22 protein-coding genes and 5 tRNA genes are annotated in these 26448 nt (G+C 35.3%); 3 read left to right on the forward strand and 24 right to left on the reverse strand.

Going from position 1 to position 26448, the window contains the following annotated elements; all coding sequences use genetic code 11:
• Window positions 1-1770: hypothetical protein (locus HRU49_RS09055; RefSeq protein WP_296356359.1), on the reverse strand; the 1770-nt coding region annotated here is incomplete at its 3' end.
• A 474-nt stretch (window positions 1771-2244) separates the two neighbouring features.
• Between HRU49_RS09055 and HRU49_RS09060 the strand changes: the two genes are divergently transcribed.
• Window positions 2245-3834 (forward strand): peptide chain release factor 3, encoded by a 1590-nt coding sequence (locus tag HRU49_RS09060; RefSeq protein WP_296356361.1) that lies wholly within the window; start codon window positions 2245-2247, stop codon window positions 3832-3834.
• A 139-nt stretch (window positions 3835-3973) separates the two neighbouring features.
• On the forward strand, window positions 3974-4204 hold the full coding sequence (locus HRU49_RS09065) for a (4Fe-4S)-binding protein (protein ID WP_296356363.1): 231 nt from the start codon (window positions 3974-3976) through the stop codon (window positions 4202-4204).
• Between the two features lie 152 nt (window positions 4205-4356).
• On the opposite strand, the gene HRU49_RS09070 is transcribed toward HRU49_RS09065, so the two are convergent.
• The 23 genes from HRU49_RS09070 to HRU49_RS09180 form a co-directional block, all read right to left on the reverse strand.
• The gene (locus HRU49_RS09070; RefSeq protein WP_296356365.1) at window positions 4357-4674 is read right to left on the reverse strand and encodes a DUF3467 domain-containing protein; all 318 of its coding nucleotides are present in this window, start codon (window positions 4672-4674) and stop codon (window positions 4357-4359) included.
• Between the two features lie 83 nt (window positions 4675-4757).
• On the reverse strand, window positions 4758-9059 hold the full coding sequence (rpoC, locus tag HRU49_RS09075) for a DNA-directed RNA polymerase subunit beta' (protein WP_296356366.1): 4302 nt from the start codon (window positions 9057-9059) through the stop codon (window positions 4758-4760).
• Between the two features lie 64 nt (window positions 9060-9123).
• Window positions 9124-12936, reverse strand: a complete 3813-nt coding sequence (rpoB, locus tag HRU49_RS09080; protein ID WP_296356368.1) for a DNA-directed RNA polymerase subunit beta — start codon at window positions 12934-12936, stop codon at window positions 9124-9126.
• A gap of 123 nt (window positions 12937-13059) precedes the next feature.
• Complete coding sequence (gene rplL, locus HRU49_RS09085; protein WP_296351946.1) at window positions 13060-13440, reverse strand: 50S ribosomal protein L7/L12; 381 nt, start codon at window positions 13438-13440, stop codon at window positions 13060-13062.
• A gap of 60 nt (window positions 13441-13500) precedes the next feature.
• The gene (gene rplJ / locus HRU49_RS09090) at window positions 13501-14022 is read right to left on the reverse strand and encodes a 50S ribosomal protein L10 (protein ID WP_296356370.1); all 522 of its coding nucleotides are present in this window, start codon (window positions 14020-14022) and stop codon (window positions 13501-13503) included.
• Window positions 14023-14041: 19 nt separating this feature from the next.
• Window positions 14042-14731 carry a 50S ribosomal protein L1 gene (gene rplA, locus HRU49_RS09095; protein WP_296351949.1) on the reverse strand — a complete coding sequence of 230 codons (690 nt, stop codon included), beginning with the start codon at window positions 14729-14731 and terminating at the stop codon, window positions 14042-14044.
• A 10-nt stretch (window positions 14732-14741) separates the two neighbouring features.
• Entirely contained in the window at window positions 14742-15182 is a 441-nt protein-coding gene (gene rplK / locus HRU49_RS09100; RefSeq protein WP_073081885.1) for a 50S ribosomal protein L11, read from the reverse strand.
• A 67-nt stretch (window positions 15183-15249) separates the two neighbouring features.
• The gene (gene nusG / locus HRU49_RS09105) at window positions 15250-15795 is read right to left on the reverse strand and encodes a transcription termination/antitermination protein NusG (RefSeq protein ID WP_296356374.1); all 546 of its coding nucleotides are present in this window, start codon (window positions 15793-15795) and stop codon (window positions 15250-15252) included.
• Between the two features lie 16 nt (window positions 15796-15811).
• Window positions 15812-16009, reverse strand: coding sequence for a preprotein translocase subunit SecE (secE, locus tag HRU49_RS09110; protein ID WP_296356376.1), 198 nt, complete (start codon window positions 16007-16009; stop codon window positions 15812-15814).
• A 43-nt stretch (window positions 16010-16052) separates the two neighbouring features.
• Window positions 16053-16125: transfer RNA gene (locus tag HRU49_RS09115), tRNA-Trp, on the reverse strand.
• 61 nt (window positions 16126-16186) lie between these two features.
• Window positions 16187-17374: an elongation factor Tu gene (tuf, locus tag HRU49_RS09120; RefSeq protein ID WP_296356378.1), complete on the reverse strand. Its 1188-nt coding sequence runs from the start codon at window positions 17372-17374 to the stop codon at window positions 16187-16189.
• 63 nt (window positions 17375-17437) lie between these two features.
• A tRNA-Thr gene (locus HRU49_RS09125) sits at window positions 17438-17509 on the reverse strand.
• A 68-nt stretch (window positions 17510-17577) separates the two neighbouring features.
• A tRNA-Gly gene (locus tag HRU49_RS09130) sits at window positions 17578-17650 on the reverse strand.
• A 155-nt stretch (window positions 17651-17805) separates the two neighbouring features.
• Window positions 17806-17888 (reverse strand) — tRNA-Tyr (locus tag HRU49_RS09135).
• A 40-nt stretch (window positions 17889-17928) separates the two neighbouring features.
• Window positions 17929-18002 (reverse strand) — tRNA-Thr (locus tag HRU49_RS09140).
• A gap of 116 nt (window positions 18003-18118) precedes the next feature.
• Window positions 18119-18421, reverse strand: coding sequence for a ribosome-associated translation inhibitor RaiA (raiA, locus tag HRU49_RS09145; protein ID WP_296356380.1), 303 nt, complete (start codon window positions 18419-18421; stop codon window positions 18119-18121).
• A gap of 70 nt (window positions 18422-18491) precedes the next feature.
• Window positions 18492-19382: a tyrosine-type recombinase/integrase gene (locus HRU49_RS09150; RefSeq protein WP_296356382.1), complete on the reverse strand. Its 891-nt coding sequence runs from the start codon at window positions 19380-19382 to the stop codon at window positions 18492-18494.
• Window positions 19383-19486: 104 nt separating this feature from the next.
• Window positions 19487-20653, reverse strand: a complete 1167-nt coding sequence (locus HRU49_RS09155; protein WP_296356384.1) for an acyl-CoA dehydrogenase family protein — start codon at window positions 20651-20653, stop codon at window positions 19487-19489.
• Window positions 20654-20666: 13 nt separating this feature from the next.
• Entirely contained in the window at window positions 20667-21542 is an 876-nt protein-coding gene (locus tag HRU49_RS09160) for a helix-hairpin-helix domain-containing protein (protein WP_296356386.1), read from the reverse strand.
• Between the two features lie 19 nt (window positions 21543-21561).
• Window positions 21562-23181 carry an alanine/glycine:cation symporter family protein gene (locus tag HRU49_RS09165; RefSeq protein ID WP_296356388.1) on the reverse strand — a complete coding sequence of 540 codons (1620 nt, stop codon included), beginning with the start codon at window positions 23179-23181 and terminating at the stop codon, window positions 21562-21564.
• Between the two features lie 87 nt (window positions 23182-23268).
• Window positions 23269-24300, reverse strand: a complete 1032-nt coding sequence (locus HRU49_RS09170) for a potassium channel protein (RefSeq protein ID WP_296356391.1) — start codon at window positions 24298-24300, stop codon at window positions 23269-23271.
• Window positions 24301-24302: 2 nt separating this feature from the next.
• The gene (locus tag HRU49_RS09175) at window positions 24303-24530 is read right to left on the reverse strand and encodes a PspC domain-containing protein (protein ID WP_296356394.1); all 228 of its coding nucleotides are present in this window, start codon (window positions 24528-24530) and stop codon (window positions 24303-24305) included.
• A 9-nt stretch (window positions 24531-24539) separates the two neighbouring features.
• Complete coding sequence (locus HRU49_RS09180) at window positions 24540-25814, reverse strand: DUF2851 family protein (RefSeq protein ID WP_296356396.1); 1275 nt, start codon at window positions 25812-25814, stop codon at window positions 24540-24542.
• Window positions 25815-25929: 115 nt separating this feature from the next.
• Here HRU49_RS09180 and HRU49_RS09185 point away from each other — a divergent pair, with 115 nt between their 5' ends.
• A complete protein-coding gene (locus tag HRU49_RS09185) occupies window positions 25930-26286 on the forward strand; it encodes a hypothetical protein (protein WP_296356398.1) in 357 nt (118 codons plus the stop codon).
• Window positions 26287-26448 lie beyond the last annotated feature (162 nt).

Genomic DNA, 26448 nt, shown 5'->3' on the forward strand with positions numbered 1-26448 from the left:
ATTAAATGAAATATCAGCGGAATTCAAAGCTGCTGTTGGATTACCTGGTGGTATAATATCCGGGCAAGAATCATCACTACATTCATTTGGTGCACTTAACACATTCGGATTATTTAAATCACAAAAGCTATCAGCACTTGAAAAAGAAGCCGTTAAATCTATAGAATCCCCATCCGCTGGCAAAACTACTGAATTGAATGTGTAAGGTGACGTTAATCCAATCGCCGAAACAGAAGCTGTTCCATCACCTGATAGGTCAAGCGTTCCTGAGCTAGGAGCGCTACCAAATGTTACAGTAATATCTGCTGTAAAAAAGTCATCCGTTGTAATTGAATCTGTACCATTGTTGTTACAGGAAGTCGCGTTATTTGCACTTATACTAAAAATTGGATTACAACATGCATCATTTAAATCAATTGAATTAGTAGATATTGAAATACAAGTTGGTGTGGATTGATATCTCACCGCAGGAGTATATGTCCCTGGTGGTAAATTATTAAATATATTTGATGCTTGCCATGGTCCAATTGACCCATTCACACTAAATTCAAGAGTACCACCTCCGTTATCAGTTGCATCAATTGTTATTGATCCTTCATTAGATGGACATGTAGGTTGAACTCCGTTTGTGGTTAATTCGATTGTCGGAGCTGGAGTTAATGCTGAAGAGTCGTATAGTATAAACGCCTTTCCATCTCCACCGTCACTTCCTGTGGGACTGCTAGTTGCACCAATTTGGATTAAACGTAGACCATTAATATCCTGACCAGAGGATATCAAACTCGTCAAGGGAAAAATACTTACAAATATATCCTGACCAAAATCGGTAGGAATACCTGTTGTAAAATATGTATTAATTCCTGGTGATGTTTCTGCAATAACTTGTGTTCCAATCAAACTTCCAGAAGCGTCGAGTGCTTGTATTGCCATTCGATTATTCCCATTACGTTCGGTAAGTACAACATATCTATTACCAGCTGCACTTATCGGTGCATCATAAAAAATATCAACATAATCAGTATTTAATATTGCATTATCACCAGATAAATAATGTGTTAAATCTCGATCCCTGAAAGTCTCTAAAAGAGCAGGGTTAAATACAGTTGTACCATCATCGATATCTGCACCAATTCCCAACACATCCCTTATATACTGATTAGCACCATCTGGATTTGTAAATTGATAATCTACTGAAGTTGGCAAGTAAAACTCAGTGAATGCATTTGGTTCACCAGCAACACTAATAGAGTTTAAAATTGCACCTGATGCGCCTCCTGAACCAGTAATATTAAATGAAATATCAGCGGAATTCAAAGCTGCTGTTGGACTACCTGGTGGTATAACATCTAGACAAGCATCATCACTGCATTCAAATGGAGAAATAACAACAGAGTTATCTGTGGAAGTACAAGCCGGTTCATCTGAAAAAGTTGCGGTTAAACTTATCGCATTACCATTTGCGGGAAGTGAAACACCTATAAATGTATGCGGCGATACAAGTCCTACAACCGATATAGAAGCAATACCATCTCCAGAAAGGTCTAATGTTCCAATTAAAGGAGCATCTGAGAATGTGACTGAAATATCTGCAGTAAAGGTATCATCTAAAATATTTGAAGGTGTACCGTTGTCGTTACAAACCGATTCGTTAGACGATGAAATATCTGAAATCGCACATTGGGCATGAAGTTCAGATAATGAAGCCATACCAACAATGAATAAGGCAACAAAGACTATTTTTTTAATTGAGAAACGTGTAGAGTTTTCCATAATACTATCTAATTGATATATAATCCTTTAATTGAGCGTTGATCGACAAAACATTTTATCGATTAAACGCAAATATATTCGATAAACTGCAATAATACAAACAACTATATAAGAATGTTTCTATTAAATAGTTTAGCTCATCTATTATTCAATAGACACTTTTTAAAAAATAAGTCACGAAATTACATTTGATACCAAATACTGGCCTTTGAAGATTTGCTACTAATCGTCTCTGGGGCATATAGGTTAAGTAATTTGAGGGCAGTGTACTTATATTACGTTAAAAATGTTCCTTTTAACACGTGAAAAATAATATAATCTAACCTTAAAAAACTAAAATATTCGATGAGCCTACAAAAAAAAGGTTGAAACAAAAAAACCAATTATCAATTGCTAATTATAAAATATCGGTAAAAACTAATAATAACTATGGGATTATATTAATTTTGCTGCCTCAATTTATTTATAGAATCAATGAGTTTTAAATCTGAAATTGAAAGAAGAAGAACATTCGGTATTATTTCACATCCTGACGCAGGAAAAACAACTTTGACTGAAAAGTTGCTGTTATTCGGTGGGGCAATTCAAGAGGCAGGAGCTGTAAAAAGTAATAAGATAAAGAAAGGTGCAACAAGTGATTTTATGGAGATTGAACGCCAACGTGGTATTTCTGTGGCAACTTCCGTACTAGCATTTGAGTATAAGGATATTAAAATTAATATTTTAGATACGCCAGGCCATAAAGATTTTGCCGAAGATACTTTTAGAACTCTTACTGCGGTTGATAGTGTAATTGTAGTTATCGATGTTGCTAAAGGTGTTGAGGAACAAACTGAAAAACTTGTTGAAGTGTGTCGTATGCGCAATATTCCAATGATTGTTTTTATAAACAAACTAGATCGCGAAGGAAAAGACGCCTTCGATCTTTTGGATGAAGTTGAGCAAAAATTGGGTTTAAAAGTTACCCCAATGAGTTTTCCTATTGGTATGGGATATGATTTTAAGGGAATTTATAATCTCTGGGAGAAAAATATCAATTTATTTAAAGGAGATAGTAAACAACATATCAATGACACTATTGAAATTACAGATTTAAACTCTAAAGAGCTTGATGGTTTAGTTGGTGCAACGGCTGCTCAAACCCTAAGAGACGAAATAGAACTTGTTGATGGTATCTATCCTGAATTTGATAAACGCTCTTATTTGGAAGGAGATTTACAACCGGTATTTTTTGGCTCTGCATTAAATAATTTTGGTGTAAGAGAATTACTAGATTGTTTTATTGAGATCGCTCCAAAACCAAGAGCAAAGCAAAGCGAAGAGCGATTAGTTAAGCCTGATGAAGATAAATTCACTGGATTTGTGTTCAAGATTCATGCAAACATGGATCCTAATCATCGGAACCGATTAGCCTTTATAAAAGTTGTCTCTGGTGAGTTTAAAAGAAATACACCCTACTTGCATGTACGCCATAATAAAAAACTAAAATTCTCAAGCCCTAATGCGTTTTTTGCCGAAAAGAAACAAATTGTTGATATCTCTTACCCAGGTGATATTGTAGGTTTACAAGATACGGGTAACTTTAAAATTGGTGACACATTAACCGAAGGAGAGATTATTAATTATAAAGGAATTCCAAGCTTTTCACCTGAGCATTTTAGATATATTAATAATGCAGACCCAATGAAGGCGAAACAATTATATAAAGGCATTGATCAGCTTATGGATGAAGGAGTAGCTCAGTTATTTACCTTGGATTTTAATGGAAGAAAAGTAATTGGGACTGTTGGTGCCTTGCAATATGAAGTTATTCAATATAGACTAGAGCACGAATACGGAGCTAAATGTACTTATGAGAATCTCAATGTACATAAAGCATGCTGGGTTCAAACTGCGAATGAAAAGAGCGAAGATTTTAAAGAATTTCTCAGAGTAAAACAACGTTATTTAGCCAGAGATAAACAAAATCAATTAGTATTTCTGGCAGATTCTATATTTTCTCTTCAGATGACACAGCAAAAATACCCCAATATAACGTTTCACATGACCTCCGAATTTGAATAAATCACGATATAGTTCCTAGAAAACACCATTTCATTAATGCGTTTTGTCGGTTTTTTTTGTTTTTTAACGATATTTTACTTAATTTTCAGTATAGATATTTCATCTATAATGAAGATTAACCCAAACGAATCTACTTATTATGGATATTAACGCAAACGTTTTCAGTAACGATGAGATTACTGTGACCTACCAACCACGTTGTTGCACAAACGCTGGAATTTGCGCAAAACAACTTTCAGAAGTATTTAGGAATTCTGTTATTCCATGGATTGATTTAGATGGCGCAAAGACTGATAAAATTATTAGTCAGATTAATAAGTGTCCATCCGGAGCCTTAAAATATCACTTAAAACGCAAAGATGTTGCATAATTTGAAATTAGATATTGAACCGCTTAAAAAAAGTGCCTATAGATCATTTGATCTAAGGGCACTTTTTCTTTATGCCTGACCAATAGGCCCAAAGTTTAATGGAATTGGTGGTTGTTCCATATAAATATGTCTCACAACCACTTTATTCACTCCTATGCTTGACCAGTAGGCCCAAAATTTAATGGGATTGGTGGTTGTTCGTAATCTTTGATTTCACCATGTGCCTTTTCAAATCTAAACACATTATCTCCCAATGCTTTCAGTAATCGTTTTGCGTGTTGCGGAGTAAGTATGATCCGTGATTTAACTTTACTCTTTGGTGTTCCTGGCATTATGCTTACAAAATCAACCACAAATTCAGAAACTGAATGATTGATAATTGCTAAATTAGAATAAATACCTTCTGCTACTTTTTCATCCAACTCTATATTTATCTGTCCTTTCTTTGGATTTGTTTTTTCGTCTGCCATTATATTATTATTTAATTAAAAAGCCTTCAAGTTCATCACATGAAGGCTTTTATATTTATTTAACTTGTTAAGAAAAGATAGAATTAATTAAAATTCATTTCTTCCTTAGCTTTCATCATTTCATCAAACTCCTCTTTGGAACCTACAATAATATTATCATAGTCTCTCACACCTGTACCAGCTGGAATTCTATGACCTACAATAACATTTTCTTTAAGTCCTTCAAGGGTATCTACCTTACCATTTACTGCAGCCTCGTTAAGAACTTTTGTAGTTTCCTGGAACGATGCAGCCGAAATAAACGACTTAGTCTGTAATGACGCTCTCGTGATACCCTGTAATATTGGCGTTGCAGTTGCTGGTTGAGCATCTCTTGCCGTAACAAGGTTTCTATCTTCTCTTCTAAGTATTGAGTTCTCATCTCTTAACTGGCGCACAGTTACGATTTGTCCTGACTTTAAATTCTCAGAATCACCAGCATCTTCAACCACTTTCATTCCGAAAATCTTATCATTTTCTTCAATGAAATCCGATTTGTGTACTAATTGATTTTCTAAGAAAATTGTATCGCCAGAATCTATGATCTTAACCTTACGCATCATTTGTCTAACAACAACTTCAAAGTGCTTATCGTTAATCTTCACACCTTGTAAACGATATACTTCTTGTACTTCATTTACTAAGTATTGTTGTACCGCAGATGGGCCTTTGATATTTAAGATGTCGTTTGGAGTTATAGAACCATCAGATAATGGCATACCGGCTTTCACAAAATCATTTTCCTGAACAAGAATTTGATTCGATAATTTAACCAAGTACTTCTTCACCTCGCCAAGCTTAGACTCTATAATAATCTCACGGTTACCACGCTTGATCTTACCAAAAGATACAACACCATCAATTTCACTAACAACAGCTGGGTTAGATGGATTACGTGCCTCAAATAACTCAGTTACACGAGGAAGACCACCTGTAATATCGCCCGCTTTTGCAGATTTACGAGGAATCTTAACTAAAATCTTACCGATCTCAATTTTTTCACCATCGTCAATCATTATGTGAGCCCCTACAGGTAGGTTGTATGAACGGATTGTTTCTCCCTTATTATCTTCGATTAATAAAGTTGGGATTAACTTTTTATTTCTTGATTCTGAGATTACTTTTTCTTGGAATCCAGTTTGCTCATCAATTTCAACTTGATATGTCACACCTTGCTCGATGTTTTCATACTTGACCTTACCAGCAAATTCTGAAATAATAACACCGTTGTAAGGATCCCACTGACAAATCACGTCACCTTTCTTCACTTTAGCACCTGGTTTCACAAATATGTGAGAACCATAAGGTATATTATTAGTACTTAAAATGATACCTGTTTTAGCATCGACTAATTTTAATTCTGATGTTCTTGAAATTACAACATCTACTTCATTACCTTCATTATCTGTTGATTTAACCGTCTTAAGATCTTCGATCTCTGCAATACCATCAAACTTAACTTGTAATTTATTCTCTTCAGAAATGTTACCTGCAATACCACCTACGTGGAATGTACGCAGTGTTAACTGTGTTCCTGGTTCACCAATTGACTGAGCAGCTACAACACCAACAGCTTCACCTCTCTGAACCATTTTACCTGTAGCAAGGTTACGACCGTAACACTTAACACAGATACCTTTCTTAGCCTCACACGTTAATGGAGAACGTACTTCGATAGATTCAACTGCTGAGTCACCAATTCTTTTCGCTATAACATCATCAATATGGCCACCAGCTTCAACTAATAACTCTTCTGTATGAGGATCGTAAACATCATTTAATGACGTTCTACCTACGATTCTAGCTTCCAATTTCTCAACAACTTCTTCGTTCTTCTTAAGCGCTGAAACTTCAATTCCTCTGAGTGTACCACAATCTTCTTCATATACGATAACATCTTGAGATACATCTACCAAACGACGTGTTAAGTAACCAGCATCGGCAGTTTTAAGAGCCGTATCTGCAAGACCTTTACGTGCACCGTGAGTAGAAATAAAGTATTCTAAAATTGAAAGCCCTTCTTTAAAGTTAGATAAAATCGGGTTTTCAATAATAGATCCACCACCAGAGGTAGATTTCTTAGGCTTAGCCATTAATCCACGCATACCTGTTAACTGACGAATCTGCTCCTTAGATCCACGAGCACCAGAATCTAACATCATAAATACAGAGTTAAATCCTTGCTGATCTTCGCGTATACGTTTCATTGAAAGCTCAGTTAGCTCTGCGTTAGTAGAAGTCCATATATCAATAACCTGATTATATCTTTCGTTATTAGTAATAAGCCCCATATTATAGTTACCCATAATACCATCTACTTTAGAATTGGCAGCATCAATCATTCCTTGTTTTTCTTGAGGAATAATGATATCTCCTAAACTAAATGATAAACCACCTTGGAAGGCAAACTTATATCCTAAAGTCTTAATTTCATCAAGGAAAGCAGCTGTTTCAGGCACTGAAGTCACTTTTAAGATACCGTGAATAATATCTCTAAGTGATTTTTTAGTTAATACCTCATTGATGTAACCAGCAGCTTCAGGTACTTTTTCATTGAATAATACTCTACCTACAGTTGTTTCTATAATTTGAGTAGTTAATTCTCCTTCTTCATTAAAGTCTTTGGTTCTTACTTTAATTCCTGCATTTAAATCAACCTTCTTCTCATTGTAAGCAATAGTAACTTCTTCAGGAGAGTAGAATGTTAAGCCTTCACCTTTAACAGTAAAATCTTTATCCGTTTTACGTAGCTTAGTCATATAATAAAGACCAAGAACCATATCCTGAGAAGGTACAGTTACAGGCGAACCGTTTGCTGGATTCAAGATATTGTGAGACGCTAACATTAAAAGTTGAGCTTCTAATATAGCCTCAGGTCCTAATGGTAAATGCACCGCCATTTGGTCACCATCGAAATCGGCATTAAATGCAGTACACACTAATGGGTGTAACTGAATTGCCTTACCTTCGATAAGTTTTGGCTGGAATGCTTGAATACCAAGTCTATGTAATGTAGGAGCACGGTTTAGTAATACTGGATGTCCTTTAAGAACATTCTCTAAGATATCCCAAACTACAGGCTCTTTTCTATCTATAATTTTCTTAGCAGATTTTACAGTCTTTACAATACCTCTTTCAATTAATTTTCTAATGATAAATGGCTTGTAAAGTTCTGCTGCCATATTCTTTGGCAATCCACATTCAAATAACTTTAATTCTGGACCAACAACAATTACCGAACGTGCAGAATAATCAACACGCTTACCAAGTAAGTTTTGACGGAAACGCCCTTGCTTACCTTTAAGTGAATCTGATAACGATTTCAGTGGTCTATTAGAATCTGTTTTAACCGCAGAAGATTTACGTGTGTTATCAAATAATGAATCTACAGATTCTTGTAACATACGTTTTTCATTACGTAAAATCACTTCTGGTGCCTTTATCTCAACAAGTCTCTTAAGACGGTTGTTACGGATAATTACACGACGATATAAATCATTTAAATCTGAAGTAGCAAAACGACCACCATCTAGAGGCACCAAAGGTCTTAATTCTGGTGGAATTACAGGAACGGCCTTCATGATCATCCATTCTGGTCTGTTCTCTCTATTCTTATTAGAATCTCTAAAGGCTTCAACAACTTGTAAACGCTTTAGAGCTTCAGTTTTACGTTGCTTAGAAGTTTCGTTATTTGCTTTATGTCTTAAATCGTAAGAAAGTTCATCCAAGTCAATTCTTGAAAGTAACTCAATAAGACACTCAGCACCCATTTTAGCAATAAACTTATTAGGGTCTGTATCTTCTAGATATTGATTTTCTTGTGGAAGCGTTTCTAAGATATTAAGATACTCCTCTTCAGTTAAGAAATCCATTTTTTGGACAGGCTCTCCTTCAGCATTCATTGCAGTACCTGGTTGAATAACCACGTAACGCTCATAATAAATGATCATATCTAATTTCTTAGATGGTAATCCAAGAAGGTATCCTATTTTATTTGGTAAAGAACGGAAATACCAGATATGAGCTACAGGAACAACTAAGTTAATGTGTCCTACTCTATCTCTACGTACTTTCTTTTCTGTAACCTCAACACCACAACGGTCACAAACAATACCTTTGTAACGTATTCTTTTATATTTACCACAAGCACATTCAAAATCCTTAACAGGACCAAATATACGCTCACAGAACAAACCATCACGTTCTGGTTTGTGTGTTCGATAATTAATAGTTTCTGGCTTTAATACTTCACCTCTTGATGCTGCTAAAACAGATTCTGGAGATGCTAAACCAATAGAAATTTTATTAAATTTCTGTACTGTATTCTTATCTTGTCTTCTTGCCATTTGTTATTTATGGTATTCAGCAAATAATTTCAGCTGATAACCAGCCGAAATTATTTCCTAAGTTTTACTCTTCTAATCTAATATCTAATCCTAAACCTTTCAATTCATGCATAAGTACATTGAAAGATTCTGGTAGTCCTGGTTCTGGCATTGGCTCCCCCTTAACGATTGCTTCGTAAGTTTTAGCTCTACCAATAACATCATCTGATTTTACAGTTAAGATTTCACGCAAAGTACTTGATGCACCATATGCTTCAAGTGCCCAAACCTCCATCTCACCAAAACGCTGACCACCAAACTGTGCTTTACCACCTAATGGCTGTTGCGTAATTAATGAGTAAGGACCGATAGATCTTGCGTGCATCTTATCGTCAATCATATGACCAAGTTTAATCATATAGATGACACCTACAGTTGCTGGCTGATCAAATCGATCTCCAGTACCACCATCATAAAGATAGGTATGACCAAATCTTGGAATTCCAGCTTCGTCTGTAAATTCATTGATCTGATCTAATGTAGCACCATCAAAAATTGGTGTAGCATAAGTTCTACCTAAATCTTTACCTGCCCATCCTAATACGGTCTCATAAATCTGACCGATGTTCATACGAGAAGGTACACCTAATGGATTAAGTACTATATCAACAGGAGTTCCATCTTCTAAGAATGGCATATCCTCTTGACGAACGATACGTGCAACAATACCTTTGTTACCGTGACGACCTGCCATCTTATCACCTACTTTAAGCTTACGCTTCTTAGCAATATAAACTTTAGCAAGTTTAATAATACCTGCAGGTAATTCATCACCTACTGAAATTGTAAACTTCTCGCGTCTTAATGATCCTTGAAGATCATTTTCCTTAATCTTATAGTTGTGAATTAAGTCTGCAACTAAAGCATTTGTATGATCATCCGTAGTCCATTTACCTGATGTTAAATGCGTGTAGTCATCTACTGCATTTAACATTTTTAAAGTATACTTCTTACCTTTTGGTATGATTTCTTCACCCAAATCATTGTAGATACCTTGTGCTGTTTTCCCATTTACAATAGCGAATAATTTTTCAACTAAAACGGATTGTAAATCATCAAAACGCTTGTCATAAATATTTTCTAATGCTTCGATATCTTCTTTGTCTTGAGCTCTCTTGCGCTTGTCTTTAACGGCTCTTGCGAATAATTTCTTATCGATAACTACACCATTTAGCGATGGAGACGCTTTTAAAGATGCATCCTTAACATCACCTGCTTTATCACCAAAGATAGCACGCAATAACTTCTCTTCTGGTGTTGGATCTGATTCACCTTTTGGTGTAATCTTCCCAATTAAGATATCACCAGGTTTTATCTCAGCACCAATTCGAATCATTCCGTTTTCATCTAAGTCTTTTGTTGCCTCTTCAGAAACGTTAGGAATGTCATTAGTTAATTCTTCATTACCGAGTTTTGTATCTCTAACTTCTAATGAGTATTCATCAATGTGAATAGATGTGAAGATGTCATCTCGAACCACCTTTTCAGAAATCACAATCGCATCCTCAAAGTTATAACCCTTCCAAGGCATGAAGGCTACCTTCATGTTTCTACCAAGAGCTAACTCACCATTTTGAGTTGCATATCCTTCGCAAAGCACCTGTCCTTTGGAAACTTTATCACCCTTTTGTACAATAGGTTTTAAGTTAATAGAAGTGCCTTGGTTTGTTTTTCTGAATTTTACTAATGGATATTCTTTTATATCACTATCAAAGCTCACCATGGCTTCTTCTTCTGTTCTTTCGTATTTGATAACAATCTTATCAGCATCGACATACTCAACAATACCGTCACCTTCAGCATTTATTAATACTCTAGAATCTGAAGCGACTTGACGCTCTAATCCAGTTCCTACTATAGGTGCTTCAGGTCTTAGTAATGGCACTGCCTGACGCATCATATTAGATCCCATTAATGCACGGTTCGCATCATCATGCTCTAGGAATGGAATTAGTGATGCCGAAATAGAAGCAATCTGATTAGGCGCAACATCAGTATAATTTACATTTGTTGGCTCAATAACTGGGAAATCTCCTTCTTGACGGGCAATTACCTTGTCGTGCTGAATTTTTCCTTTGTCATCAACCTCTACAGTTGCTTGGGCTATCATTTTCTCTTCTTCCTCTTCTGCACTCAAATACGTTGGAATGTTTTTAATATCAACAACTCCATCTTCTACTTTTCTATACGGAGTTTCTATGAACCCCATAGCATTTACCTTAGCATAAACTGAAAGTGAAGAAATAAGACCAATGTTTGGTCCTTCAGGAGTTTCGATAGGACAAAGACGACCATAATGCGTATAGTGAACATCTCGTACCTCAAATCCAGCTCTTTCTCTAGATAAACCACCAGGACCTAAAGCCGAAAGACGACGTTTGTGCGTAATCTCAGCTAAAGGGTTTGTTTGGTCCATAAATTGAGATAACTGGTTTGTACCAAAGAATGAGTTAATTACAGATGATAATGTCTTAGCATTAATCAAGTCTATTGGTGTAAACACCTCATTATCACGCACGTTCATACGCTCACGAATGGTGCGCGCCATACGCGCTAAACCAACCCCAAATTGTGTAGATAACTGCTCACCTACAGTACGCACACGACGGTTAGATAAGTGATCAATATCATCAATCTCGGCTTTTGAGTTAATAAGCTCAATTAAATACTTTATAATGGTTATGATATCTTCTTTGGTAAGAACTTGCTTATCCATTCCGATATCTAATCCTAATTTTTTGTTCATTCTGTAACGACCAACTTCACCAAGTGAATAACGTTGATCGGAGAAGAATAACTTGTCAATTATTCCACGAGCTGTCTCCTCGTCTGGTGGCTCCGCGTTACGCAACTGACGGTAGATATGCTCAACAGCTTCTTTTTCAGAGTTCGTTGGATCTTTTTGAAGCGTATTATGAATGATTGCATAATCTCCTTGCTGAGCACTTTCCTTGTGTAAAAGAATTGTTTTTACTCCTGCTTCAAGGATTTCTTCAATATTGTCTTTATCTACAATAGTGTCACGATCTAATACTATCTCGTTACGCTCAATAGATACTACTTCACCTGTATCTTCATCTACGAAATCTTCGTGCCAAGTGTTAAGAACACGGGCAGCAAGTTTACGTCCGATCACTTTCTTTAGTCCTGACTTTGATACTTTAACCTCTTCTGCAAGGTCAAATATTTCAAGGATATCTTTATCTCGTTCAAATCCAATAGCACGGAAAAGAGTAGTAACTGGCAGTTTTTTCTTTCTATCAATATAGGCGTACATAACGCTATTGATATCCGTAGCAAATTCAATCCATGAACCTTTGAAAGGAATAACTCTAGCGGAATATAATTTAGTTCCATTAGCATGGAAAGACTGGCTAAAGAATACACCCGGAGATCTGTGCAATTGAGAAACAACTACACGCTCTGCACCGTTAATACAAAACGTACCACTAGGCGTCATGTAAGGAATAGTGCCTAAGTAAACATCTTGTACAATAGTTTCAAAATCCTCATGTTCTGGATCTGTACAATATAATTTTAATCTTGCCTTGAGCGGCACACTGTATGTTAATCCTCTTTCTATACATTCTTCGATTGTATATCGAGGTGGATCAATGAAGTAATCTAAAAATTCTAACACGAACTGATTTCGAGTATCAGTAATCGGGAAATTTTCCATGAAGGTATTATATAGTCCTTCATTTTCTCTTGCTTCTGACTTTGTTTCTAATTGGAAAAAATCCTGGAAGGATTTAATTTGAATATCCAAAAAGTCTGGGTAATCTGTTCTATTTACAATAGAAGAGAAATTAATTCTTTCAGCCTTTTTTGCTAACATTGATGAACGAGATTTTTATTAAATAAAAACTAAAATATGTATATAACGTTTATATACACAAAAGGGTTTAGGTCTTAGAGTTACTCTCTAGACCTAAACCATATGTTGTAGGTTAAGCTGAGCTTACTTAAGCTCAACCTCAGCTCCAGCTTCTTCTAAAGAAGATTTTAAGCCTTCAGCTTCGTCTTTAGAAACACCTTCTTTAATTGTACTTGGTGCATCATCAACTAATCCTTTTGCATCTTTTAAGCCTAAACCAGTTAACTCCTTAACTAATTTTACAACTGCTAACTTAGAAGCACCTGCAGCTTTTAATACTACGTCAAATTCTGTCTGTTCTTCAGCAGCGTCGCCACCACCTGCAGCACCTGCGCCAGCAGCAACAGCTACAGCTGCAGCAGCAGGCTCAATACCGTACTCATCTTTTAATATAGTTGCTAATTCGTTAACTTCTTTTACCGTTAAGTTAACTAATTGTTCTGCGAAATCTTTTAAATCTGCCATTTTTCTATTGTTTTAATGTGTGTGTGTTTTTATATTATTTTTTAGTGCGTACTATTAAAATTATCCTTCTCTTTCGGATAATGTTTTTACAATACCTGCAATTGTTCCTCCACCAGACTTAAGTGCCGAAATAACATTCTTAGCAGGAGATTGTAATAACGTAATAATCTCTCCAAGAAGTTCTTCTTTAGACTTAATATCTACAAGTGTATCTAACAATTCATCCCCAACATAAATCGCTTCTTCAATAAAAGCCCCTTTTAATAAAGGCTTTTCAGACTTTTTACGAAACTCTTTGATTATTTTAGCTGGGGCATTACCTGTCTCTGCATACATTACAGAAGTATTACCTTTTAACGTCTCTGGTAGTTCACCGAAATCTTTATCGGAAGCTTCCATTGCTTTTGCTAAAAGCGTATTCTTTACGACAGCTAACTTAATGTTAGACTTAAAACATGCTCTTCTTAAATTAGAAGTTGATGCTGCATCTAATCCAGAAATATCTGTTAAATAGATATTTGTATTGTCTGCTAATTGTGCAGTCAACTCTTCAATTACTTGCGATTTTTCTTCTCTTGTCATAATATTCTTAGTTTAACTGCTATCCTATTTTTGTGTCAATTGCTATACTTGGACTCATGGTACTTGACATGTAAATACTTTTGACATAAGTACCCTTAGCCGCTGTTGGCTTTAATTTCATTAAAGTCGATAACAACTCGTTAGCATTTCCAACTAATTTGTCTGCACTAAATGATGCCTTGCCAATTGGTGCATGAACAATACCAGTTTTATCTACTTTAAAGTCAATTTTACCTGCTTTAACTTCACTAACAGCTTTACCAATATCCATAGTTACTGTTCCTGTTTTAGGATTTGGCATAAGGCCTCTTGGCCCTAATACTCTTCCTAATGGTCCTAACTTACCCATTACGCTTGGCATAGTAACAATAACGTCAATGTCCGTCCAACCGTCTTTAATTTTTTGTAAGTACTCATCTAATCCAACGTAATCAGCACCAGCTTCTTTAGCTTCTGCCTCTTTATCTGGAGTTACTAATGCAAGAACCTTCATATCTTTACCTGTACCGTGTGGTAAAGAAACAACACCACGTACCATTTGATTGGCTTTACGTGGATCTACACCTAATCTCACTGCTAAATCTACTGAAGCATCAAACTTAGTGTATGTGATTTCTTTAAGTAAAGCTGAAGCTTCTTCTATAGAGTAAAGTTTATTTCTATCAACTTTAGCTCTTGCTTCTTTTTGCTTCTTTGTTAATCTTGCCATTTCTAAAAATTTAGTTTGGAGCTTCACCTCCTTTAACAGTGATACCCATCGATCTTGCTGTACCAGCTACCATTTTCATAGCTGATTCGATTTCAAATGCATTTAAATCTTGCATTTTATCTTCCGCAATTGCTTTCACTTGATCCCAAGTGACTTTTGCTACTTTACGTCGGTTAGGTTCTCCAGATCCTTTCTTTACTTTGGCCGCTTCTAATAATTGCACTGCTGCTGGTGGTGTCTTGATTACAAATTCAAATGATTTGTCCTTGTAAACAGATATTACCACAGGTAAAACTTTCCCTGGTTTATCTTGAGTTCTTGCATTAAACTGCTTACAGAACTCCATGATATTAACTCCAGCGGCACCTAAAGCGGGTCCAACCGGTGGCGATGGATTCGCAGCACCTCCCCGAACTTGTAACTTAACTACTTTGTCTAGTTCTTTTGCCATTTTTCAAAATTTAGCGCGCTTTTCTATGTGGAAGCTTAGATCAACGCTATCTTAATTGTAACAATTATTATAATTTTTCAACTTGCATATAGCTTAATTCTAATGGTGTTTTTCTTCCGAAAATTTTAACCATTACCTCAAGCTTGCGCTTTTCTTCAAATATCTTTTCGATTGTACCATCAAAACCATTAAATGGTCCATCTATAACTTTAACAGTCTCACCTTTTGTAAATGGAATCGCAATGTTAGAATCTGCCTCTATAGCTAACTCATCTACTTTACCTAACATTCTATTTACCTCAGATTGTCTCAACGGTACAGGATCACCACCTTTTGTTTCACCTAAAAAACCTATAACATTAGTGATAGACTTAATTATATGTGGAATTTCACCACTTAAATTAGCTTGGATCATTATATAGCCAGGAAAATAAACTTTCTCTTTGTTTATTTTTTTTCCGTTACGTATTTGAATGACTTTTTCGGTAGGCACAAGTACTTGATCAACATAATCTTCAAGACCCAATCTAGAAATCTCATTCTCAATATATGTCTTAATCTTGTTTTCTTGACCGCTTACTGCCCTAACAACGTACCATTTTTTATCTGACATCTTCTATTCTTATTTGTTAGCCTGCAATTAAATCAAAATAAACCTTAACAGCCTTACTGAACACTGTATCAACTCCCCAAATAGCTAAGGAAAAAATAATTGAAAATACCGCCACAACAACAGTTAATCTCTGAGCTTCTGGCCAAGGTGTCCAAGACACATGGTTTTTCAACTCATCGAACGATTCTTTTACATATGATACAAATCCTGCCATTTGATAATTTTTAATAGGTTCTTAACACCTGTTTTTGTTCTCGCACGGGTTGAGAGACTCGAACTCCCGACACCTGGTTTTGGAGACCAGTGCTCTACCAACTGAGCTAAACCCGTAAATAATAATCAAGGCGTCCCGAAAAACGGGACACCTTATTTTACTATTTAAGTGTATTGTTTAGTCTAAAATTTCAGTAACCTGACCAGCACCAACTGTTCTACCACCTTCACGGATAGCGAAACGTAAACCTACGTTCATTGCAATTGGTTGAATTAACTCAACAGTAATTGTTAAGTTATCACCAGGCATAACCATTTCAACACCATCAGGAAGCGCAATGTTTCCAGTTACGTCAGTTGTACGTACGTAGAACTGTGGACGGTAATTATTATGGAATGGTGTATGACGACCACCTTCTTCTTTCTTAAGGATATAAACCTCAGCCTTGAATTTGGAGTGTGGTGTTACAGAACCAGGCTTTGTGATTACCATACCTCTTGAGATTTGTGTTTTCTCAATACCTCTCAATAAGATACCAGCATTATCACCAGCTTCACCTCTATCTAATATTTGACGGAACATTTCAATACCAGTAATCGTAGACGTTAATTTCTCAGCGCCCATACCAATGATTTCTACCGGATCACCTGTATTAGCAACACCAGTCTCGATACGACCCGTTGCAACAGTACCACGACCTGTAATAGAGAATACATCTTCGATTGGCATTAAGAAAGGCTTATCCATATCACGAACAGGCTCCTCGATCCACTCATCAACATTCTTCATTAATTCCATTACCGTATCAACCCATTTTTGTTCACCATTAAGTGCACCTAAAGCAGAACCAGCAATTACAGGACCATTATCACCATCGTACTCATAGAATGATAATAAATCTCTGATTTCCATTTCAACTAACTCCAATAACTCTTCGTCGTCTACCATATCCACTTTATTCATGAATACAACGATACGAGGAATACCTACCTGACGACCAAGTAAGATGTGCTCACGCGTTTGTGGCATAGGACCATCTGTTGCAGCAACAACTAAGATTGCACCATCCATTTGAGCAGCACCAGTTACCATGTTCTTTACGTAATCCGCGTGACCTGGACAGTCAACGTGAGCATAGTGACGATTTGCTGTTGCATATTCTACGTGAGATGTATTAATTGTAATACCTCTTTCCTTCTCTTCTGGTGCGTTGTCGATTTGATCAAAATCTTTAGCTTCAGATAAACCTGCATCAGCTAATACTTTAGTAATAGCAGCAGTTAAAGTTGTTTTACCGTGATCTACGTGTCCAATAGTACCAATATTTAAATGTGGTTTTGAACGATCAAAAGTTGCCTTTGCCATGTTTAATTTATTTAATCTTATTTAATATTAGTGTTCAAACTTTTCTCGAACGTTTTAATAAAGAGCCAACGACGGGATTTGAACCCGTGGCCTCTTCCTTACCAAGGAAACGCTCTACCCCTGAGCTACGCCGGCAATTGATTTACGATAACCGACATATGGTTTACGATTCGCAAATCGAAATTCGTAAGTCGCAAATCTAGAGCGGGAGACCGGGTTCGAACCGGCGACATTCAGCTTGGAAGGCTGACGCTCTACCAACTGAGCTACTCCCGCATTTATAATTAAGGTTTCTTAATTAATGGTAACAGTATTTCAAATTATTTGGACAACCTTAACATATTCAGCAATCCAGGATTGACAACACAATCCAGAGAATTTTAACGAAGTTTAAAGCAGCAAGCATTATAACTTCTTATATAAATTCCTTGTGGGGAGAGCAGGATTCGAACCTGCGAAGTTAAAAAACAACAGAGTTACAGTCTGTCCTCGTTGGCCGCTTGAGTATCTCCCCAAAACCAATTCAAAAATTGGTAGATTTTCAATATTTCAAGAGCCGATAGAGGGACTCGAACCCACGACCTGCTGATTACAAATCAGCTGCTCTAGCCAGCTGAGCTATATCGGCTTTTTTACTCTTTTTCTGCATCGGAATTGACCCATAAAAAAGTCCGCTATTTCTAACGGACTGCAAATGTAGTATTTTATTTTTTTATTCAAAACATTTTTGAAAAAATTTTAAACCTAAATTCTTGCTCTTAATTTCTCTTTACGCTTTTTAATTTGACGCTCTAATGATGCCACTGCAATATCAGTACCTTCTTCGAATGTTTTGCATTGTTTCTTAACCACAAAACTATCACCAGGAACACGCACTTTAGCTTCAAAAACTTTATTCTCTTTGTCACTAGTATTCTCAACTTTTAAGTAGACGTCTGACTGAATAATCTTGTCATAGAATAAATCTAACTTATCCATTCTTTTTTGGATGAAATCAATCAACTTTTTGTCTGCCGTGAAATTAACGGATTGGGTGTTTACTCTCATAAGCTAATTTTTAAGTTAAACAATAGTATTAATACAGTTAATACGCTCTTAATTTAGGTTAAGAGGGTTCTTAAGACTGATTTCTTGGATGCGATTTGGCATATACTTTTTTCAATTCCGCTATACTATTGTGCGTATAAATCTGTGTTGCTGCCAAACTCGTATGACCAAGAAGTTCTTTTACTGCATTTAAGTCTGCACCTTCATTTAATAAGTGGGTAGCAAATGAATGCCTTAACACATGAGGACTACATTTTTCCTTAGAAGACGCCTTACTAAAATACTTATTTATTATTCTATAAACAAGCATTTCATAAACTTTAAGACCTTTTTTGGTGAGTAATAACATTTCTTTATCCTTGACAATAGGTAAAGTCCTTCTAAAATCTAAATAAACTTTTAGCGAGGATTCGAGGGAATTAATTAATGGTATATAGCGCTCTTTATTTCGCTTTCCTAACACTTTTATTTGCTTATTACTAAAATCGATATCATTAATTTTCAAATTAACCAATTCAATACGACGGATTCCCGTAGCATAGAAAAGTTCTACGATAAAATGATCTCTGGCAGATTCAAAATCAATTACTTCAATAGCTCCTTCTAATACCCTTTTCAACTCTTCCTTAGAGAATGGCAGTTGTACCTTCTTCCCTACTTTTAAAGCTTTATGATTCTTTAATGGGTTCGTTTCTATCGCTTTTACCTTTTGTAGAAATTTATAATATGAATTTAAGGATGACATTTTTCTATTAATGGTTCGATGAGATACACCTCCATTCACCAATTCAACAATCCACTGTCTAATTTCTGAATAACTCACATTTTCAATTGACCTTGAATCATGGTTTTCTAACATAAACTCCTGAAATAACTCAAGATCCCGTCCATATGCCAATACCGTATGTTTAGAATATTTCTTTTCTAAGCTTAAATAATTTGAAAAAGCCTCTAAACTCATAAGTTAATTTTAACGATTAAAGATAAGTTAATATGACATACTGTCCCAAAATAAAAAATCCTACCGTTGGCAGGATTTAACTTTTATCGTTGTTTAGTAATGTCTTACGTTGCTGGTTTGTAATCCTTACCATCAATCACAATTTTGGCAATAACTTCTCTTAGGATCTCTGATGTGCCACCGCCTATTGGTCCTAAACGACTATCTCTGGATAGTCTTGCCAATGGATACTCTTCCATATACCCATAACCACCCAAAAGTTGGAGGCATTGGTAAATAACATCATCTGACATCTTAGTGGATTGTAACTTAGACATTGTTGCTTCTTTTACTGCATATTCACCTAAGTCTAATCGCTTAGTGACATAGTAGTTAAACTGCTTACAAATTTCCATTTGGGTCTGGCAATCTGCGAATGTATGACGTAGTGCTTGAAATCTATCTATGGTTTTTCCGAAGGCGGTTCGCTCAGACATATATTGTTTCGTATAATCAAGCGCGTATTCTGCTCTAGCATGAGCATTAACTCCCATAATCAGTCGTTCAAGGGCTAAGTGTTGCATTAGGTAAGCAAAACCTTGATTTTCTTCACCCATTAAATTACTTGCAGGCACAACAACGTTATCAAAAGCAATCTCTCCTGTATCTGAAGCTCTCCAACCTAACTTATCCAATTTTGTAGCGGACACTCCCTTACTATCTCTGTCAATAACAAACATACTTATACCCTTTCCGCCTTGAGAAGGGTCAGTTTTAGCAGAAACCACTAAATAATCACTGTAAACACCATTAGTAATAAAAGTCTTTGAACCATTAATGATATAATTATCTCCTTTCTTTACTGCAGTTGTTCTCATACCTGCAACATCGCTTCCTCCAAAGGGCTCTGTTATACACAAACACCCTATACTTTCACCAGTAATGCTCGGCACTAAATACTTTGTTTTTATGTAGTCATCACCTTCTTTATTAAGGTGCGTCATTGCCAAATAAGTATGCGCCCAAATGGCAGCAGCGAACCCACCTGAATTGATACGTTGTAATTCTTCAAGTAAAATTATTGTGTAAAATAAATCCAAGTTCAATCCACCGTACTCTTCTGGATAAGCTAGTCCAAGGTATCCCATTTCACCAAACTTCTCCCAAATAAAACGTTCAATGGTTCCCGTTTTTTCCCATTTTTCAATATGAGGCACGACTTCCTTATTCAAAAAATCTCTTAAACTTTCTCGAAATAAATTGTGCTCTTCTGTGAAATACATATGCGACATATAGCTCCTTTTTTTACAAATGCAAATATAACTTAATTATCTCGATCTTATTAATAGGAAAACCTTCAACTTTTGTTAAATCATCTAAAGAATTGAATCCTTCTCTTAAGGTGCGTTCTTCAATAATATTATTTGCAATTTCGTAGTCAATATATTTAATAAGTACTAGTTCATCACGCGTTGCAGTATTTAAATTGTAAGTTGTAATTGGCCTTGGAGATTTTACGGTAAAACTATTCTTAATGCGCTCAATAACATCGTCTTCCAATCCATATACTTCATTTAGCTCAACATCGGATGCAAAGCCTCCATTAATTTTAGTTCTATAATCAATTATTCTTTGAGATAATTTTTCTCCAATACCATATATTTTTTGAAGTTGAATGGCCGTCGCTTTATTTAAATCTATTTTTTGATCGAATGATTTAGGTTGACTGAAATCAGGATAACTCTTTTTAAAGCTATTTGTTTTACTTTTAGGGTTTGTCACCCATTCTGGAAACTTAAAATAGGGTGAAATTTTAGCTAATAAGGAATCTGAAACTTTGGTAATATCCTGAAATTCATTGGGAGAATTCACCCAATGACCTAACGCTCTAAACTTATGAAGTCTATCAATTTCTTCATTTGACATGCCTAAAGTATAGCCTTTGTAATCAGTGATATAATTTGGATTGAATGGATATATTTTGGGTTCATTGTTTTCGATTTCAACCAGACGAAGGGAATCCAATTCTTTTCTATAATGTTGTAAGTTTAGGTCATCACAAATTGGCTCATTCTCTGATTTACTTGCAAAGAGATAAATACATTGTAATCCAACTAAAATAATGAGCAATAAAAAAATCCCATTTCGCTGCTGATTAGAAAACTGGAAATGGGATTTCATATTATTAAAATAAGATTATTTAATCACCTGAGTTGCTTCTTATAGCATCTACATATCGTCTTAATTGCTTCTTGACAATTGGAAATAAGAAATATAGACCAATCATATTAGGGAAAATCATGGCAAATATCATGGCATCCGAGAATTTCCAAATAGATCCCATACTTGCCGCTGCGCCAATAACAACAAAAATTAAAAATAAGATTTTATAAACTAAATCTGCCGTTTTACCTCTACCAAATAAAAACTTCCAAGACTGCAATCCATAGTAAGACCAGGATATCATTGTAGAAACTGCAAACAACACAACTGCTATAGTGAGGAACACATTAGAATAAGGGATATATTCCGCAAAAGCCTTAGACGTTATTCCTGCTCCTTCATAAGGAACTCCATCAATTAGTACAGCACCTGAACCATCTCCTCCATATTCAAAGAATCCACCAAAATTAAAAATAACGATTACTAAAGCGGTCATTGTACAAATCAGAACTGTATCAATAAAAGGCTCTAATAAAGCCACTAATCCTTCCGAAGCAGAATATTTGGTTTTAACTGCTGAGTGTGCAATTGATGCAGAACCAGCCCCTGCTTCATTTGAAAATGCCGCTCTTTGAAATCCTACTAGTAAAACTCCAATTATTGAACCTACACCAAAGGCTGTTGGATTAAACGCCTCTTTTAGAATTAAGCCTATAGCATCATCGATTAAACTAAAGTTACTCAAAATGATATATAAACATGCTGCCACATACATGACTGCCATGAATGGTACAACTTTTTCAGTAACCTGTGCAATACGTTTAATACCACCGATTATTATAACACCAACTAATGCAGCCAAAACCAATCCAACGATTGCACCTGCAGCAGTACTCTCCCAATTGAACAATTCCTTAATAACAATTGTTGCTTGGTTAGATTGCGCAGCATTTCCGCCACCGAACGAACCACCAATACAAAATACTGCAAAAACAGCTGCAGCCACCTTACCTAAAGTCGCAAAACCCCTTGATTTTAAACCTTTACTAATATAGTACATCGGTCCACCATAGACTGTCCCGTCTTCGCCTACATCTCTGAATTGAACCCCGAGTGTGCATTCAACAAATTTAGTTGACATACCTAACAAACCACATACAATCATCCAAAATGTCGCACCTGGTCCACCTAAAGCAATTGCTAATGCCACACCAGCAATATTTCCATTTCCTACAGTTCCTGAAACCGCAGTTGCCAGTGCTTGAAAATGGCTCACCTCACCCTCTTCACTTTCATCTCTAATAGTTTCTATTGAATCACCACCAGGTGTTGAATCACCGTAAGCTGGTTCAACAACGGGATGATCAACATCATCATATTTTCCTCTAACTACATTAATAGCTGTAAAAAAATGTCTAATATTTGGAAACTTAAAGTAGAGTGTGAAAAATAATGCACTTCCAACAAGAAGAACCAAAACAAAAGGAATCTCTATAGTTTCACTCTCGTAGATTGGGAAGAAAATAGCATCAAAAAAGGTATCTGCAACAGGTTGAAAAGCTTCATCTATTTTTTGATCGAGTCCCTTTTCAGCATCTTGAGCAAAATTTAATAATGGTAAAATAAGTGCAATACTTGAAAGAAGATATTTCTTCATGAATAAAGTTATTAGTTAGTTTTTAAATTTAAAGACGACAAGATGCTAAAAAAAAACGAGTTTTTAAAGTCACGGACGTTAAAATGGTTAAGCGTCTTGCTCTATGTTATACTTAGAATTTAGTCGTTCAATTTGTTCTGGACGACCCAATACTATAATCTTAGAGCCTACAACGAGTTTTGTATCTGCCTCTGGATTCACTAAATATTCTCCTTTATCATCCTTAAATCCAATTACTGTGCATCCAGTCTTCTTTCTTAAGTCTAAATCTCTGATGGTTCTAACCTTAGTAACATCATATAGTTGCTCAACCTTAACCTCCTCAACATTGATATTACGCTCTCCAACAATTCCTAAGTTATCAATAAATTCGACTAAATCAGGAATTACCACTAGAGAGGCCATATGGTCCCCACCGATTTTATCCGGTAATATTACATTATTGGCTCCAGCTAATTTCAATTTATTATAAGAGGTCTCTTGAGATGCTCTACTGATAATTGTCAATTGACTATTTATTTGTCTAGCGGACAGCACCACAAATAAATTATCTGCATCACTTGGTAAAGCACAAATCAGAGTACTAGCGCTTTGAATACCAGCTTCAAGAAGTGTCTCATCCTCGTTTGCATTTCCAAAAACATAAGGAATATCATCTTCTTGCAGGCGCTCGACAATTTCCTTATTACGCTCAATTATCACGAAAGGCTTTCCATAATCAGATAGCTTCTTAGCCGCTTGTTTTCCGTTGCGTCCAAAACCACATATTATGATATGATTAGACATGGCATCAATTTCCTTTTGCATCTTACGTTGTTTTATATCCTCAAAATTATTTCTACTCAATATATATTCTGTTATGATAGATATAGCATAACCGACAATAACTACACTTGCTAGAATCAAAAAAATTGTAAATATTTTAGCCGGAACACCTAAAGGTTGGACTTCGCCAAAACCAACTGTGGTTATCGTTATAACCGTCATGTAAAATGAATCAATCCAGCTCAATTCTGAAATTACACGATAACCAATAACACCAATACACAATAAAAAAATCAATAAAATTATTGCAGTATAAATCTTAGATCGGAAGAGTTTAATCAATGGATTGTTCATTATTACAAATCAAATACTGAAGAACGCTTCGTGTAAATAATATCTTTGATTCGGATCCAAAAAGCTAAAAACAAATAAAGTGCAAAACCAAATCCAACGGTAACAAAGGTTAAGTAGATAAATGAAGTTCTAACAATCTTAGCGCGAATGCCAATCCGATCTGCAATTCTTTGACAGACATAGTAGCCTCGTTTTTGAAAAAAATGTAATAATGCATAAAATAACTTCATTATTGCAAGTTACTTATTTTTTGTGATTAGATCATTACCAATTGCACATTGCAAACATAAATTTTTATCACAATAGTGTCGTTTTAACTCCAAATAAGATTGAGAGGTTAAGACGGTTTTTTCTAAATCCATTAAATCAAAAAACTTAGCTACAATATTGTTAGACTCAGGCCTAATTTGTTTAATAAGATGAAACAAATCTTCTTCCATAAGTTGACCAGAAGCTTTTGCATAGCTAAATTTAATTGGGATAATTGTATTTATAATTATTAAATCTATAAATGGCTTTGTAAGAATCTTTTTCGTTTTTTTAGATGATTTCCTAAATGTGTAATGCGACATCCAAAACTCTGAAACTCCCTTTCTAAAGAGCTCATAATAATCCTCTTTAGATTTCAACGAAATAACCTTAGAGAATAACTGATGCTCCAAAGTGTAAAGGTTTGAAAATTGTGATAACCGAACTGTTGGAAAATTAGATGGACGTAACCTAAAAAACTGAATAGGTAAAACCCCTTGATTATCCAATTTATATTTCTGTTTTATAAACTGATAGTGATTTTTAAGTTCTAAAAAGTAAGCGTCTTGAATATCTTCATTGAGAAGATCAGATTGTCCGAAAAGTAGAGCTTCGATTCCTGAAACATCGTGTTGTAATTTTCGAATCATAGAATAATCAATGGATGCCGCCAAACTCATAAATGCATCTCCATTTATGTTTAAACCAAAGCTTCTTAAAAGCATCTTAAATAAGACCGCCTCCCAATCATTCTTTGAGGTCAAAAGAATTTCTGATATCGCATTTGATTTTCGCTCAAGGCGCTCAATGTATAGTCGTTCCAGCCAATTATTCAACAAAAAAGAATCAACTTTTCTAAATTCCTTTTCACAGTTTATCCAGGATTTAGATTGAATTAATCTTTTATAATTTGTCAATAATGCCTTATCAACATAGTGCTGCAACTCCAAAGTTGGTATTTCAGTATTGTCTTTCCTAAATATTTCAGCATCATAGTGCCAAACGACATGAAGAACTACATTGTCATAAGCTTTATCCTTCTCGTGGTTATGCAAATACCAATCTGAAGATTTTACATGGATTTCTACATTACCAGCCCAAAGTTGATCTGCAATTCTAATTTGTGCATTAAAAAAATCAGGACCGGAATGCAGATTTTGGGTTCCGAGAGAGGCAATCTCAATGGTTTCACCATGAACAGTTTCTGTTAATGATGATCTAAAAGCTTTATATTTCCAAACGTAATGAAGAAATTCTTCCTGCATAATCTAATGTACTAATTTGATAACTAACCAAATCATGATCCAGAATTAAATTCTGTAAAACTCAATATTTGCCAAATCGGTCGTAATTTTTTAATTTTAAAATCAAAAGAAAGTTATGAAACGTTTGATATTAATTATCTCTCTTATTACACTTACTACAAGTTGTAGCAGAGATGAAGAACGAAATTTCTCCGCAATAGAAAATTTTATTGGTCAGTGGGAATTACAAAGCAGAATTCTTAATGATATTGATCCACAATCTGTGGAAGAAGCCAAATTTATTTTTAGAGACGATAATGATATAAGAGATTTTAAGGGACTATTTACGCTTGAAAGTTCAGAAGTAACTAATGGTAGTTTTATAATAACAAATCAGGGTAATGTTATGGAATTTGAGAACTCAAACGGTCTTATGTTTGCTTATGAGTTTATTCTTAATACCATCACTCTAGAATTGGCCTATGTTATCTAGAATGATGATATCGTAAAAGAAGTTTGGACTAAGACAAGTAATTTTATTGATTAACAGTTATAGACTTAAGCGCAATAAAAAATCCTGATATTAATATCAGGATTTTTTATTATCTCTACAGTTTACTTACTAATCTATATAACCCATTTCTCGCATCCAATC

This window comes from Winogradskyella sp., from assembly GCF_013213975.1.
Taxonomy (GTDB): Bacteria; Bacteroidota; Bacteroidia; order Flavobacteriales; family Flavobacteriaceae; genus Winogradskyella.

Coding starts and splice junctions, on each gene's coding strand:
- HRU49_RS09060 (WP_296356361.1), top strand. CDS start 2,245: ATGAGTTTTAAATCTGAAATTGAAAGAAGAAGAACATTCGGTATTATT.
- HRU49_RS09065 (WP_296356363.1), top strand. CDS start 3,974: ATGGATATTAACGCAAACGTTTTCAGTAACGATGAGATTACTGTGACC.
- HRU49_RS09070 (WP_296356365.1), bottom strand. CDS start 4,674: ATGGCAGACGAAAAAACAAATCCAAAGAAAGGACAGATAAATATAGAG.
- rpoC (WP_296356366.1), bottom strand. CDS start 9,059: ATGGCAAGAAGACAAGATAAGAATACAGTACAGAAATTTAATAAAATT.
- rpoB (WP_296356368.1), bottom strand. CDS start 12,936: ATGTTAGCAAAAAAGGCTGAAAGAATTAATTTCTCTTCTATTGTAAAT.
- rplL (WP_296351946.1), bottom strand. CDS start 13,440: ATGGCAGATTTAAAAGATTTCGCAGAACAATTAGTTAACTTAACGGTA.
- rplJ (WP_296356370.1), bottom strand. CDS start 14,022: ATGACAAGAGAAGAAAAATCGCAAGTAATTGAAGAGTTGACTGCACAA.
- rplA (WP_296351949.1), bottom strand. CDS start 14,731: ATGGCAAGATTAACAAAGAAGCAAAAAGAAGCAAGAGCTAAAGTTGAT.
- rplK (WP_073081885.1), bottom strand. CDS start 15,182: ATGGCAAAAGAACTAGACAAAGTAGTTAAGTTACAAGTTCGGGGAGGT.
- nusG (WP_296356374.1), bottom strand. CDS start 15,795: ATGTCAGATAAAAAATGGTACGTTGTTAGGGCAGTAAGCGGTCAAGAA.
- secE (WP_296356376.1), bottom strand. CDS start 16,009: ATGGCAGGATTTGTATCATATGTAAAAGAATCGTTCGATGAGTTGAAA.
- tuf (WP_296356378.1), bottom strand. CDS start 17,374: ATGGCAAAGGCAACTTTTGATCGTTCAAAACCACATTTAAATATTGGT.
- raiA (WP_296356380.1), bottom strand. CDS start 18,421: ATGAGAGTAAACACCCAATCCGTTAATTTCACGGCAGACAAAAAGTTG.
- HRU49_RS09150 (WP_296356382.1), bottom strand. CDS start 19,382: ATGAGTTTAGAGGCTTTTTCAAATTATTTAAGCTTAGAAAAGAAATAT.
- HRU49_RS09155 (WP_296356384.1), bottom strand. CDS start 20,653: ATGTCGCATATGTATTTCACAGAAGAGCACAATTTATTTCGAGAAAGT.
- HRU49_RS09160 (WP_296356386.1), bottom strand. CDS start 21,542: ATGAAATCCCATTTCCAGTTTTCTAATCAGCAGCGAAATGGGATTTTT.
- HRU49_RS09165 (WP_296356388.1), bottom strand. CDS start 23,181: ATGAAGAAATATCTTCTTTCAAGTATTGCACTTATTTTACCATTATTA.
- HRU49_RS09170 (WP_296356391.1), bottom strand. CDS start 24,300: ATGAACAATCCATTGATTAAACTCTTCCGATCTAAGATTTATACTGCA.
- HRU49_RS09175 (WP_296356394.1), bottom strand. CDS start 24,530: ATGAAGTTATTTTATGCATTATTACATTTTTTTCAAAAACGAGGCTAC.
- HRU49_RS09180 (WP_296356396.1), bottom strand. CDS start 25,814: ATGCAGGAAGAATTTCTTCATTACGTTTGGAAATATAAAGCTTTTAGA.
- HRU49_RS09185 (WP_296356398.1), top strand. CDS start 25,930: ATGAAACGTTTGATATTAATTATCTCTCTTATTACACTTACTACAAGT.